General features: G+C 57.9%; 6 protein-coding genes and 4 pseudogenes. 5 read left to right on the top strand and 5 right to left on the bottom strand.

The features are described 5' to 3' along the window. Positions 1-119: 119 nt before the first annotated feature. Positions 120-526 (top strand): annotated as a pseudogene (locus ACA097_RS19840) (transposase); the annotation flags it as partial. Positions 527-720: 194 nt separating this feature from the next. Here ACA097_RS19840 and ACA097_RS19835 read toward each other — a convergent pair. Beyond that, positions 721-1,925 (bottom strand): annotated as a pseudogene (locus tag ACA097_RS19835) (ISL3 family transposase). A gap of 169 nt (positions 1,926-2,094) precedes the next feature. Here ACA097_RS19835 and ACA097_RS19830 point away from each other — a divergent pair. Further along, a complete protein-coding gene (locus tag ACA097_RS19830) occupies positions 2,095-2,424 on the top strand; it encodes a transposase family protein (protein ID WP_371365453.1) in 330 nt (109 codons plus the stop codon). A gap of 902 nt (positions 2,425-3,326) precedes the next feature. Beyond that, a complete protein-coding gene (locus ACA097_RS19825; protein WP_371365451.1) occupies positions 3,327-3,692 on the top strand; it encodes a C40 family peptidase in 366 nt (121 codons plus the stop codon). A gap of 78 nt (positions 3,693-3,770) precedes the next feature. On the opposite strand, the pseudogene ACA097_RS19820 reads toward ACA097_RS19825, so the two are convergent. Next, positions 3,771-3,857: pseudogene (locus ACA097_RS19820) on the bottom strand (hypothetical protein); the annotation flags it as partial. Positions 3,858-4,111: 254 nt separating this feature from the next. Between ACA097_RS19820 and ACA097_RS19815 the strand changes: the two are divergent. Beyond that, positions 4,112-5,073: pseudogene (locus tag ACA097_RS19815) on the top strand (IS5 family transposase). 1,376 nt (positions 5,074-6,449) lie between these two features. Further along, entirely contained in the window at positions 6,450-10,742 is a 4,293-nt protein-coding gene (locus ACA097_RS19810; protein WP_371365448.1) for an autotransporter domain-containing protein, read from the top strand. A gap of 153 nt (positions 10,743-10,895) precedes the next feature. On the opposite strand, the gene ACA097_RS19805 is transcribed toward ACA097_RS19810, so the two are convergent. From ACA097_RS19805 to tnpB, 3 genes are read right to left on the bottom strand one after another with little or no spacing between them, the layout of a single operon-like run. Continuing rightward, positions 10,896-11,144 carry a transposase family protein gene (locus tag ACA097_RS19805; protein WP_371370545.1) on the bottom strand — a complete coding sequence of 83 codons (249 nt, stop codon included), beginning with the start codon at positions 11,142-11,144 and terminating at the stop codon, positions 10,896-10,898. Positions 11,145-11,196: 52 nt separating this feature from the next. Then, complete coding sequence (locus tag ACA097_RS19800; RefSeq protein ID WP_371365446.1) at positions 11,197-12,621, bottom strand: IS66 family transposase; 1,425 nt, start codon at positions 12,619-12,621, stop codon at positions 11,197-11,199. Between the two features lie 19 nt (positions 12,622-12,640). Continuing rightward, a complete protein-coding gene (gene tnpB / locus ACA097_RS19795) occupies positions 12,641-12,997 on the bottom strand; it encodes an IS66 family insertion sequence element accessory protein TnpB (RefSeq protein WP_371365443.1) in 357 nt (118 codons plus the stop codon). Positions 12,998-13,230 lie beyond the last annotated feature (233 nt).

Raw genomic sequence — 13,230 nt, 5'->3', positions numbered from 1 at the left:
TGTCAATGCGGCCGCTGGGCTCTGTATGAACAGTCGATGTGCGAGACATCCTAAGGAAACTTTGAAGAAGACTTCCTGAATCTGTTGAAATACGTCGATCCCGTTGCCCGAGCCGTCCGATGAAACAGATGACCTTTGCCGACGCCGAGTACGCCGGCAAGCGCAAGCAGACCCGCAAGGATTTGTTCCTAATCGAGATGGATCAGGTGGTGCCGTGGCAGGGCTTGGTCGCCCTGATCGAGCCGCACTACCCCAAGGGAAAAGGGGCCGTCCGGCGTACCCGCTGATGGCGATGTTGCGCGTGCATCTGATGCAAAACGGGTTCGGCTACAGCGATCCGGCGATGGAGGAAGCGCTCTATGAGACGACCATTTTGCGCCAGTTCGCCGGCCTGGGTCTGGAGCGCATCCCCGACGAAACCACCTTCCTCAACTTCCGGCGTCTGCTGGAGAAACACGAGCTGGCGGCTGGGGTTCTGGCGGTGATCAATGGCTACCTGGGTGACCGCGGTCTATCGCTGCGCCAGCTCGCCATCAGCTGCTCTGCGTCAACTCGAAAGCTACATATCTCAATTCGAGACAATTCTTATATTCAGCAGGCTACATCCAGCGTCTAATAACTTCCGCAGTAATTCCTTTCTTCTGCAAAGTTCGGCGGGGCGCCCTCGTGCCCCGCCTTTTTTTGGTTCTTCACGCATACCGGGGTACCCAAAAAAGAGGTTCATCGCGCTTTCCCGGGGAAGGCGGCCTTGATCTTCAGGAAGAAGTAAGCTGAGCTCCTGAAGCCATAGGCCACGCGCTTGATCACCTTGATGCGGTTGTTTTGCTTCTTCCAGCAGGCTGGTGTGCATGGGGAAGCGAGCGCTGGCCAGAATGCCTCGGGCGTATTTGCACAGATTGCGAGCGAAGCGTTGTAGCGGGGCCAAGCCACTGTCCCTGGCGTGGCGCAACCAGTCCCGCCAGCGCCGCCAGCCCTCTCGCAGGCTAGGGGCGTACCAGATTTCCTTGAGCGCATCCTTGAGTACATAGACCGTGGCCAGTGGCTGGTTGGCCTCGAGGATTTCCTGCAACTGCACTGCTTGCTCATCCTTGAGGTTTTCGCGATTGCGCAGCAGCAACCAACGACTCTGCTTGATCACCTTGCGTGCCGCTTTGTCCTGCCGTAGCGCGTTGGCCTGATCGACACGGATGCGATCGATCACCTCCCGGCCATAGCGGGCCACCACATGGAACAGGTCATAGACCACCTTGGCGTCGGGGCAATGCTGTTTTACTTCCAGATCGGAGGCTGTGCTCATGTCCATCGCCACGACCTCGATCTGCTGACAGCGCTCACCGAGCAGTTCGAAGAACGGGCGAATCGCCTCGCGGCTGTTGCCATGCCCACCCCACAGCACGAGTGTCCGCTCCGCATCCATGATCACGGTGGCGTAACGATGTCCTTTGTGATGGGCAAACTCATCCATCACCAGGCAGCGAGCATCGCCCGGCTCGAAAGAACCGACTGCGGCCTCCAGGCGACGTTTGTCGAGCTGTTTGAGCATGTGCCAATGCAGGCCGACGAGGCGACTGACGTGGCTGATGGGCAGTAATTGCAGCAAAGCCTCGAGCCAGATGCGCAAGCGCTGGGTCAAGCGCGACGCTGGCTCCAGCCAGTCGATCCGCTCGGTCACCCGACCACAGTGCAGGCAGTCGACGCGGCGCACCGGCAGTTGGAGCAGGACCGCGCTGGTCGAACAGATCTCGATCACGCACCCGGCGAACCCGCCGCGCGTGGATCAGCGGACAGGCCTGGCTACAGCGCCCGCATTTGAGGACAGAGCCCGCTTGAGGCTTGAGTTCGATCAGCAGAGTGTTGTCAGCAGATGGGCGGCAGGCGACGACCTCATAGCCTGACCAGAAGGAAGCAAGATCAATAGGATGCACGGCGACAGCAGGGGTGGGGGTTGGTTCGTTTGGCGACTGCCAATCTACCCGCTTCCCTGACTGTCAACCCGCTCTTCCCCCAGAGTCCGCGAAGAACCAAAAAAGAGCGCCGATCTGGTTGAAGATGTTTGTGCGACCAAACCTCTAAACCACCACCACCGCCGTTCTGATGCCAAATGCTACTGTTCTCCCTCCGTTTGGGGAGGGTTATTCTGTTGTCTCGATGGACTCCGAAGCCGACACGTTGCGGATTGAGTTGGAGCCTGATCGGTGGCATCTGCCCCGTTGCGGTAGTTGCCAACAGCCCCGCTCATCAACCCATGAATACTGCACACGATGCATTCGCGACCTGCCAATACTGGGGCGTCCGGTTGTGCTGCAGGTCCGTTTGCGGCGGATGGCCTGCTCCCGTTGCGGTCAGCGCCAGGAGTGGGTCAGTTGGTTACAGCGTCGTGCCCGTATGACGCGCCGCCTGAGTGCCTTTTGCATGTGCTGGTAATGTACGGGGGCGTGATCGAGGTGGCGCTCTCGTAAGCTCAGGTAGCTCCATAACACCGCGATCTCGCGATCTTTATGGAAGCTGGCTCGCAGCAAATCACAGGCATTCACGTGCTGGATTCGTTGCGCTTCATTGAGTCGGTCTTGCGCCCAGGCGCGGGCATGCCTGGTGTTGGCCTGCAAGGCCTGCAGCCCCTGGTAGGCAGAATCTCGTAGACCGAAGTCCAGTACGCACCGGTCGACTCCATCGCCACGGTGGTATTCCTGAGATCAGCCAACCAAGCGCCCATGCGCTGCAGGTCCTCAATAAACTCGCTGAAGGTTTCTACAGAATCTCTTATGATGCCGGCGGGCACTGCCGCTACATGCAAGGTCGATCCGTTATGAATGCTGGCTGCCCGGCCGTGAGTGGCCGGGAAGCCATGACGCTGTGGCCTGGATGTATTCATCAATTTTCCTTACTCGCCGGAAGTGCTGGTCTGAGAGCTACTCAGGCCGCATAAGCAGACAACCGCTGTTTCACCATTCGAAGTATTGTCCTGGAGGCCGATCTGTAGCTTACAGCCAAGCCGCTAGGGGCGAGTGCTGTTGAAGCCTGTGGTGCGAGATATAAAGCTCGCCCAGGCCAATCCATTCGTCAATCGCTCAGTTACTGCCAGCAGAATACAGACAACTCCTAAATAAAGTGGCGTCTCGCCCCATTAGGCTAACCATATCTCTGACATTTCTTTCTGTGGTAGTCCCGTGCGCGCCCCATTTCAACCACTCGCAATAGCCCTTTTTAGCCTGATATTCGTTCCTTGCCTGCTAGCGGATGAGTTTGGCACGCCAGATTGGCGTCGTTACCAACCTACAGCTATAAATACGCAGCCGCTACCAGCGTCTATCCTTCGGCAGCGTATCGTGGATCGAGCCTATGAGCTTATTGGTCGTCCCTATAAAAAAGGTGGCATGTCGGAAGAAACAGGTTTCGATTGCAGCGGCTTATTGGTATATCTCTACAAAAGTGTCGCGGGCCTAAAGCTACCACGCACTACTAAAGGCATGCTTGCGAAGCATGATACCACTGTCTCTCGGAATGAACTCCAGCCAGGCGATGTTGTGTTCTTTAGCCGTAACGGCACCGACCAGGTCGGTCATGTCGGCCTATATATTGGTAACAATTATTTTATCCATGCGCCAAGAGCTGGAAAACACATCCGTATCAGCTCGCTTGTGGAGTCCTATTGGCGACGCAGCTATCTCACAGCTCGCAATTTTGGCGACTGACCAGGAGATTTGTTAGGAGCATTGCCGGAACTGTTGGGCATATAGTTTAGAGTTACTGGCCGCACAGCACCGCTCAAACTACATCGGACTGAAATTGCCCATCGTCGAGTGGCGACGAAGGTGGGGGTAAACGCGGATGTAGTCGAACAGTTCGGTATTCGTCCCCTGGTAGCTGGCATACTAAGTCAGGTACACCCGCTCGGTCTTGGGCGAGCGGAAGAAGCCTTCAAGCCCGGCGCCCTGCAGTTCACCGGACGAGATCGCTGGGCACGATTTGATGGCGCCAAAGTAAGGCTTGGTAGGCGTACGCGCAGCATGGACTGCCGCAGAGTGTGGCGGCAATTCTTCCTTTTGGGAAACTCTGAATAAGACTTCCTGAATCTGTTGAAATACGCAGATCCCGTTGCCCGAGTTTCCCGATGAAGCAGATGACTTTCGCCGACGCCGAGTACGCCGGCAAGCGCAAGCAGACCCGCAAGGAGTTGTTCCTGTGCCGTGGCAGGGTTTGACTGCCCTGATCGAGCCACATTACCCGAAGGGCGAAGGCGGTCGTCCGGCCTATCCGTTGATGGCGATGCTGCGCGTGCATCTGCTGCAGAACTGGTTCGGTTACAGCGATCCGACGATGGAGGAAGCGCTTTATGAGACGACCATCCTGCGCCAGTTCGCCGGTCTGAGCCTGGAGCGCATCCCCCGACGAAACCACCATCCTCAATTTCCGGCGCCTGCTGGAGAAGCACGAGTTGGCAGTAGGGATTCTGGCGGTGATCAACGGCTATCTGGGTGACCGGGGCTTGTCCCTGCGCCAGGGAACCATCGTCGATGCCACGTTGATCCATGCGCCCAGTTCGACCAAGAACCAGGACGGCAAGCGCGAACCGGAGATGCACCAAACTAAGAAGGGGAACCAGTATTACTTCGGCGCGAAAGCGCACATTGGTACTGACGAAGAATCGGGTCTGGTGCATAGCGTGGTGGTGACCGCTGCCAATGTCGCGGATATCACCCAGGTCGACAAACTGCTGCACGGCGAGGAAAACGTGGTGTGCGCCGATGCCGGCTATACCGGGGTTGAGAAGCGCGAAGAGCATGCAGGGCGCCAGGTCATCTGGCAGATCGCCGCCCGGCGCAGCACCTACAAAAGCATGGAAAGCGCAGCGTCTTGTACAAGGCGATCCGCAAGATCGAGAAGGCCAAGGCGCAGGTACGGACCAAGGTTGAGCATCCGTTTCGGGTGATCAAGCGGCAGTTCGGCTACACCAAGGTGCGCTTTCGTGGACTGGCCAAGAATGCCGCGCAAATGGTGACGCTATTTGCCCTGTCGAACCTGTGGATGGCACGCCGGCATTTGCTGGCCAGCGCAGGCGAGGTGCGCCTGTAATACGGGATATAGCCACCGCGCGGTGCTCGCGATGGCCAAAACATGGGGCTATTTCAGACCATCCCTAGGAAAGCCTGGGCGAATCATATCTCACCAGATTCGCGAAGTCATTTTCGGGGGCTCCCCAAGAATGATCTGAAAAGGCCCCCGTCAAAAAACGAGATTCAACAACCACGTGAGTTTCTGGCCAACCATTTCGCAGGCGACTGGCTTCAGCACCAAAGGATTAATTATAAAATATTAATCACAAACAATTAACACCACCCCTAATGATTACGAAACCGGAGCGAGTGGACAAAATCCACCATTAAGTTATAAATTAATAATTCTTCGATTTTCCGAACCCCGCATCGTAAGAAGTGGAAACCGCCATGCACTCTCGCCCCTTTACTCCTGGACTTAAATATTTCAAACCTTCCACATTGGCAATCTCCATCGCATCAGTCGCTCTGAGCTCTGCCGCCAATGCAGCCATTGTCAACGCCATTACTAGCGGGCAATGGGATATAGGTAGCTCCTGGAGCAACGGCACTCCCCCTAGCAATACAAACGACTATATAATAGGTAATTTATTTACAATAAGAGCCCCTACCATCTCACTGAATGGAAATTACACCTACTCATTTGGTGGAAACTCGCTATTCGTTGCCAGTGGTGGCACCCTTAGCTTTCCGAGTAGTAGCGCCGGGGGCAATGCTACAGCTAGCTACAATATATCCGGCCTAAATTTCGACAATAACTCCAAGCTTTCTTTACCGATAAGCGGCATGGGAAACATAGTTCGCACTCTGACCTCACCCGTGACGGTCTCCAACTCGGGAAATATTTCAATTGACATTGGATCAGTATCGGCTAGCTATACAAACTCGCTGACACTGTCCCCATCGGCTTCATTGACGGGCGGGGCAAATATAGATTTATCCATAAACGCCCTAGGCCAGAACGGCCTAAATAGAAAATACCTGAGAATCGATAGTGCGAACAATGCCTTTGCTGGCAACTGGAACGTATCCTCTACCAATATATCTCCCGGAAGCAGGCTGGGCGCTCTATACGCTGGAGCAGTGAACGCTTTGGGCACTGGAACAGTCAGCTTGACATCGTCATTACTAGGAAACTCGGTGAACGGAGGTATTGACTCTCTGCGAGGAGTCAATGTTGGAGTTAACTCACTAATCAACCTGAATGGAAATTGGAATAACCCAAACGCCACCCTATCAATGAGCTCTTCCAGCAGTCTAGTATCACTGCTAGGGGCCGGTCGTACGGCAAGTATTGGAAACCTTAGTGGTGTAGCAGGCGCCACGATAACCGGTACAACTTCTGGGCAATCGCTCATTCTTAATTCCACTAGTAATTCCGAGTATGCCGGCACCATGGACATGCTCGCGCTAACAAAGCAGGGAGCAGCAACTTTAGCATTGACCGGCACCAACACCTACAGCGGTGGCACTACCATCAGCGCTGGCACCTTGCAGTTGGGCAACGGCGGCACTAGCGGTTCCATTCAGGGCGACGTCACCAACAACGGCACGCTGGCCTTCAATCGCTCCGATGCCTATACCTTCGCCGGTGCCATTTCCGGTAGCGGCACGCTGTTGCAACAGGGGACTGGCACCACGCTGCTGACGGGCAACAGCAGCACATTTTCCGGTACCACCAATGCCACGCTCGGCACGCTCTTGGTCAACGGTACGTTGGGCAATGCGGCCAGCACGCTGAATGTCGCCAGCGGCGCCACATTAGGGGGCAGCGGCAGCATTGGCGGGAGCGTAGTGGTTAGCGATGGCCTGGTCGCGCCCGGCAATTCCTCGGTTGGCACCCTGACCATCGGGGGAGATTTCTCGCTGGCCAGTGCCTCGGCACTGAATTTCGAGTTCGGGCAGGCTGGCGTCGTCGGCGGACCACTCAACGACTGGCTCACCGTAGGCGGCAACCTGACACTCGATGGCACCTTGAACGTAATGCAATCGGCAGGCGGTAACTTTGCGCCAGGGCTTTATCGGGTCATCAACTATTCGGGCACCCTGACGGACAACGGGCTGCTTCTGGGCAGCCAGCCGGCAGGCAGTGTGAATACCATCCAGACGTCGATCGCCGGCCAGGTCAACCTGCTCAATACCGCCGGCCTGACCATGGAGTTCTGGGACGGCGGTGGTTCTGTGCTCAACAATGGCGTGGTGGACGGCGGCAGCGGTGTCTGGCAGGCCTCGGCGGGCAATGAGAACTGGACGGATACCGCGGGTACTCTCAACACCTCGTATGCCGATGGGACCTTTGCGATTTTTGCCGCGACCCCGGGTACGGTGACCATCGACAACAGCCTGGGCAACGTGGTGTCGGCGGGCATGCAATTCGCCGCCAATGGCTACGTGCTGGGCGGGCAGCCGCTCACCTTGGCCGCTGGCAGCAATGTGTTGCGCGTGGGGGATGGAACCACACCAGGGGCGGGGTACGTGGCGACCATAGCGGCAGACATGATCGGCGCTGGCGGTATCGACAAGACCGATCTGGGCACGCTCGTCCTGGCGGGCAACAACACCTACAGCGGCGGCACCACCGTCAGCGCCGGCACCTTGCAGTTGGGTAACGGCGGCAGCAGCGGCTCCATCCAGGGCAATGTTACCAACAACGCTACGCTGGCCTTCAATCGTTCCGATGCCTACAGCTTCGCGGGCGCCATTTCCGGCACCGGCGCTCTGCTGCAGCAGGGCGCCGGTACAACGATATTGACTGGCACCAACACCTACAGTGGCGGCACCACCGTCAGCGCCGGCACCTTGCAGCTGGGTAACGGCGGCAGCAGCGGCTCCATCCAGGGCAATGTCACCAACAACGCTACGCTGGCTTTCAATCGCTCCGATGCCTATACCTTCGCCGGTGCCATTTCCGGTAGCGGCACGCTGTTGCAACAGGGGACTGGCACCGCGCTGCTGACGGGCAACAGCAGCACATTTTCCGGTACCACCAATGCCACGCTCGGCACGCTCTTGGTCAACGGTACGTTGGGTAATGCGGCCAGCACGCTGAATGTCGCCAGCGGCGCCACATTAGGGGGCAGCGGCAGCATTGGCGGGAGCGTAGTGGTTAGCGATGGCCTGGTCGCGCCCGGCAATGCCTCGGTTGGCACCCTGACCATCGGGGGAGATTTCTCGCTGGCCAGTGCCTCGGCACTGAATTTCGAGTTCGGGCAGGCTGGCGTCGTCGGCGGACCACTCAACGACTGGCTCACCGTAGGCGGCAACCTGACACTCGATGGCACCTTGAACGTAATGCAATCGGCAGGCGGTAACTTTGCGCCAGGGCTTTATCGGGTCATCAACTATTCGGGCACCCTGACGGACAACGGGCTGCTTCTGGGCAGCCAGCCGGCAGGCAGTGTGAATACCATCCAGACGTCGATCGCCGGCCAGGTCAACCTGCTCAATACCGCCGGCCTGACCATGGAGTTCTGGGACGGCGGTGGTTCGGTGCTCAACAATGGCGTGGTGGACGGCGGCAGCGGTGTCTGGCAGGCCTCGGCGGGCAATAAGAACTGGACGGATACCTCGGGTATTCTCAACACCTCGTATGCCGATGGGACCTTTGCGATTTTTGCCGCGACCCCGGGTACGGTGACCATCGACAACAGCCTGGGCAACGTGGTGTCGGCGGGCATGCAGTTCGCCGCCAATGGCTACGTGCTGGGCGGGCAGCCGCTCACCTTGGCCGCTGGCAGCAATGTGTTGCGCGTGGGGGATGGAACCACACCAGGGGCGGGGTACGTGGCGACCATAGCGGCAGACATGATCGGCGCTGGCGGTATCGACAAGACCGATCTGGGCACGCTCGTCCTGGCGGGCAACAACACCTACAGCGGCGGCACCACCGTCAGCGCCGGCACCTTGCAACTGGGTAACGGCGGCAGCAGCGGCTCCATCCAGGGCAATGTTACCAACAACGCTACGCTGGCCTTCAATCGTTCCGATGCCTACAGCTTCGCGGGCGCCATTTCCGGTAGCGGCACGCTGTTGCAGCAAGGCGCTGGCACCACAATGCTGACGGGCAACAGCGGCACATTTTCCGGCACCACCAACACCACGCTCGGCACGCTCTTGGTCAATGGCACATTGGGCAACGCTGCCAGCGCCCTGAATGTACTCAACGGCGGCACTCTTGGAGGTAATGGCGTACTAGGGGGACGTGTCAACGTTCAGGATGGCTCCATCGCACCCGGCGGCGAGTCAGTGGGTAACTTGACCATTGGAGGGGACTTGCTTCTGTCCGGCTCATCTCAGTACTCAGCTGAGATCCTGCCGAACGGACAGGCCGATCAACTCGTGGTCAAGGGGACCACCAGCCTACAGGGGGGGAGCGTCAAAGTTTCCGCACTACCTGGCGATTATTCGCATCTGAGTTCGTACACGATCCTTTCGAGCGACGGCGGGGTAAACGGTCAGTTCGGCAGCCTCATAGCAGACTATGCATTCATAGATCTCGGCCTGTCTTACGATCCCACGCACGCCTATCTAACACTGGCAAGAAACACCGTGAGTTTCGGACAGTTCGGCTTGACCGATAACCAGATTGCCAGTGCTGGAGGAGCAGAAAGTCTGGGACAAGGCAATCCGCTATACGATGCCATTGCCAGCTTGCCCAACGACCCGGTACGCATTCGCAATGCACTCGATCAGATTTCCGGCGAGATGCATGCGTCGCTAAAGTCTGCCGTGATCGAAGACAGTCATTTCGCTCGCGATGCAATCGGTGATCGTCTGCTGGCTTCATCGGGCAACAACTCTACAGTTGCAGCCAATGTCATTAGCTATAAAAGTGCGGGCGTGCTGCAGCTCGATGATCCTTCGACCCGTGACGCAGTTATATGGGTAAAAGGGTTTGGAGCGAAGGGCGAACTGGATGGAACGAACAACTCCGCACGACTCAAACGAAATACCAGCGGTGTGATGCTCGGGGGCGATGCTCCGGTTGGTGACTGGCGCGTAGGGGTGATGACCGGATACAGCAACTCGAATCTGGATCTCAATCAGCGCGACTCGGACGCGGACATCGACAGCTACTATGCCGGTCTCTATGCGGGATCGCATTGGGATCAACTCTATCTGCGGTCTGCCGCGATTTATGGCCACCACAAAACAAACACCACCAGGAACATTGTCGTCTCGGACCTGCACTCGCAACTTAAAAGTCAATACGACTCAGATTCCCTACAGCTATTCGTGGAATCAGCCTATCGCTGGGAACAGGGTTCGCATGAGTTGGAGCCTTTTGCGAACGTAGCCAATATATGGATGCGCAATGACAGCTTCGACGAGGGTGACTCGCCGGCATCGATTCACTCGAGCGCGCAAGACACCCAGGTCACGTTCTCGACCATCGGTATGCGTGAGTCTTCGAGCTTCAAGCACAATGAGTCGACCTATAAAGTGCGCGGCATGCTGGGTTGGCGCCATGCGTTTGGCGACATCAAGCCGCACTCCACCCACGCCTTTACCGGCGGTGATGACTTTACCGTGTCCGGAGCTCCCATTGCACAGAATGCCGCTCTGATCGAATTGGGGCTGGAGATGCAACCAACATCGCTGATGACACTGAATATTTCCTATCAAGGACAGCTATCGAACTCTGCGAACGAGCATGGTGCGACTGTCGTCTTGGAGAAAAAATTTTAGTGATAGTTCATATATTCAAGATCGTACATGTCTTTTACAGAGAACACCAATTTCAGCGATGGAATTACTCCAAAGGTGCCAACCGAGAGAATTGAGCGACGAAGGCATTAACTCATAATCATCAAAAAACTATAGCGGACGGCTCGCTTAGTCCTAAAGCATCAAGACGAATAAACGTGCACACCACAGCGCCACGGCGTCGGCCAGGCGTCGCGTCAAACGGGCATGCCGCTGCAGCCAACTGACCCACTCCATGCGCTGACCGCAACGGGAGCAGACCAGCCGCCGCAAACGGACCTGCAGCACAACCGGACGCCCCAGTATCGGCAGGTCGCGGATCCGCCGTGTGCAGTACTCATGGACTGACGAACAAGGTTGCTGGCAAGTGCCGCAGCGGGGCAGATGCCACGTATCCGCTCCATAAACCCCGTCTTCCTTTGACGAGACCTTGCAATCAGGATGCGCTTATCGGCGGGCAGTTCCACGGCAACAGCGCTTCGTAATCCTCGATGCTGTTGGCAGCCGGCAGGCGCTCCAGCACGTGGCGCAGCCAGGCATAGGGCTCTCGCCCATTGGCCTTGGGGGTTTCGATCAGGCTGTAAATCCGCGCGCTGGCCGTGGCGCCCTTGGGGGTGTCGCTGAATAGCCAATTCTTGCGGCCGATCACGAAGGGGCGGATGGCGTTCTCGGCGCGGTTGTTGTCGATGGGCAGATGCCCGCCTTCGACATAGCGCACGAGCCGGCTCCAGTTGCTGGCCAGGTAGTTCACCGCCTTACCCAGGGCGTTCTGGGCGGTGACCTGCGGCTGGGTCTTGTCCAGCCAGGCCTTGAGCTGCTCCAGGATCGGCAGGCTGCGCTGCTGTCGTACGGCATGGCGTTCCAGGTCGCCGCTGCCCTTGTGATCGCGCTCGATTTCATAGAGCTTGTTGATCAGGTTCAAGGCCATGTCGGCGCGGCCGATCTTGCCCCTTGGCTGCACTTTCTGCGCCTCGATGAATTTGCGGCGGGCGTGGGCACAGCAAGCCAGGCGCTCGATGCCGTCTTGCGCGGCCACGGCGTTGTAGCCGGCATAGTCGTCGGTCATTAGGTAGCCGCGATAGTCTGCAAGCAGGTGCAACGGCACGTCCTGCGCACGGCTGGTGCTGTAGTCGAAAAGGACGACGGGGTTCCCCGGTGGGCCGCCGCTTTGCACCCACATCCAGGACTGCGCGGCGGGATCTCGCCCAGGCTCATGCAATACCTGCAGCCGAGTTTCGTCGCAGTGCAACACCGGGTAGCCCAGTAGTTGGTCGCGCAGGAGGTTGAGCATCTTCTCGAAACGATACAGCGGGATGCCATCGGCGTACTTGGTGGTCAGCAGCATGGCCAGCACGCTGGGGCTGGCCAGGCTTTTCTCGATCAGTTGGGCTGGCTTGTCGGCGGTCACCGGTGCGCTTTCGCAGGCCTTGCAGGCGTAGGTCTTGCGGATATGCCGGATCACCCGCACCTGCATCGGAATAATGTCGAGCTGCTCGCTGACTTCCTCGCCGATGGCCTGTTTGCAAGCGCCGCAGGCACAAGTGCGCTCGGGCTCGGGCAGTTCGTGGACGATTTCAACGCGCGGCAGCTCGGCTAGAAGAAGCTTGCGCTTGCCCCGACGCTTCACGGGGGCGACGACTTCTTCGACTTCAGCCTCACCCGATCCGCCAGCAGCCTCTTCGAGCAACTCCTCAGCTTCGTTGAACATGGCCAGTTGAGGGGACTCGGCATCCTCGGGGCTGCGCTCGGACTTTGGCGAAAACAGTTTGTGGCGCAGCAGCGCGATCTGTTCCTGCAATTGCAGAACCAAGGCCTTGAGCAGGACGGGATCGTCGGGAAGAGAATCAGCGCCAATTTTCATGGCGCCGGATTATACCGGCTCAGCTCACGAAACGCGGGGTCAGCACCTTGTGTGGCCGGTTCCCCCAGAGGTCGAAACCTGCCAGCAATTGATTCAGCTCCCGCACCGTCAACACGATGGGCTCTTCAGCATCGGGCTTGGTCTTGAAGCGCTCGGCCTGCAGGCGCTTGAACCACAGGCAGAAGCCATTGCGTTCCCAGTAGAGGATCTTCACTCGGTTGCGGGTTCTGTTGAGGAAGACGAACAACACGGGGTCGAACACGGCCACCTTGATATCCAATTCCACCAGCGCCGCCAGGCCATCAACGGACTTACGGAAGTCCACGGGCTTCGGATAGAGGTAGACGGCTTTGACCTTGGCGTCCGGACGCATCATGACGGGGCTCCACTGGGAAAACGGAAGCACAGCATCAGGATGCGGACAACTCAGTTGAAGATGGGGTTCGTGGAGCGCTTACGATGCCACGGGGCGGGCTCTAATTCGATCCGCAGGGTGTCGGTATCGGAATCGATCGAGACAGCAGAAAACCCCTCCCAAAACGGAGGGAAAGCAGTAGCATTTGGCATCAGAACGGCGGTGCTGGTTTAGAGGTTTGGTCGCACAAACAT

Source organism: Pseudomonas sp. QL9, assembly GCF_041409665.1.
Taxonomy (GTDB): Bacteria; Pseudomonadota; Gammaproteobacteria; order Pseudomonadales; family Pseudomonadaceae; genus Pseudomonas; species Pseudomonas knackmussii.
This window is presented reverse-complemented; position numbering and strand designations above follow the sequence as displayed.

Bases quoted from the DNA above. Each gene is read 5' to 3' on its own strand.
- ACA097_RS19830 (WP_371365453.1), top strand. From the start codon at position 2,095: ATGCCAAATGCTACTGTTCTCCCTCCGTTTGGGGAGGGTTATTCTGTT.
- ACA097_RS19810 (WP_371365448.1), top strand. From the start codon at position 6,450: ATGGACATGCTCGCGCTAACAAAGCAGGGAGCAGCAACTTTAGCATTG.
- ACA097_RS19800 (WP_371365446.1), bottom strand. From the start codon at position 12,621: ATGAAAATTGGCGCTGATTCTCTTCCCGACGATCCCGTCCTGCTCAAG.
- tnpB (WP_371365443.1), bottom strand. From the start codon at position 12,997: ATGATGCGTCCGGACGCCAAGGTCAAAGCCGTCTACCTCTATCCGAAG.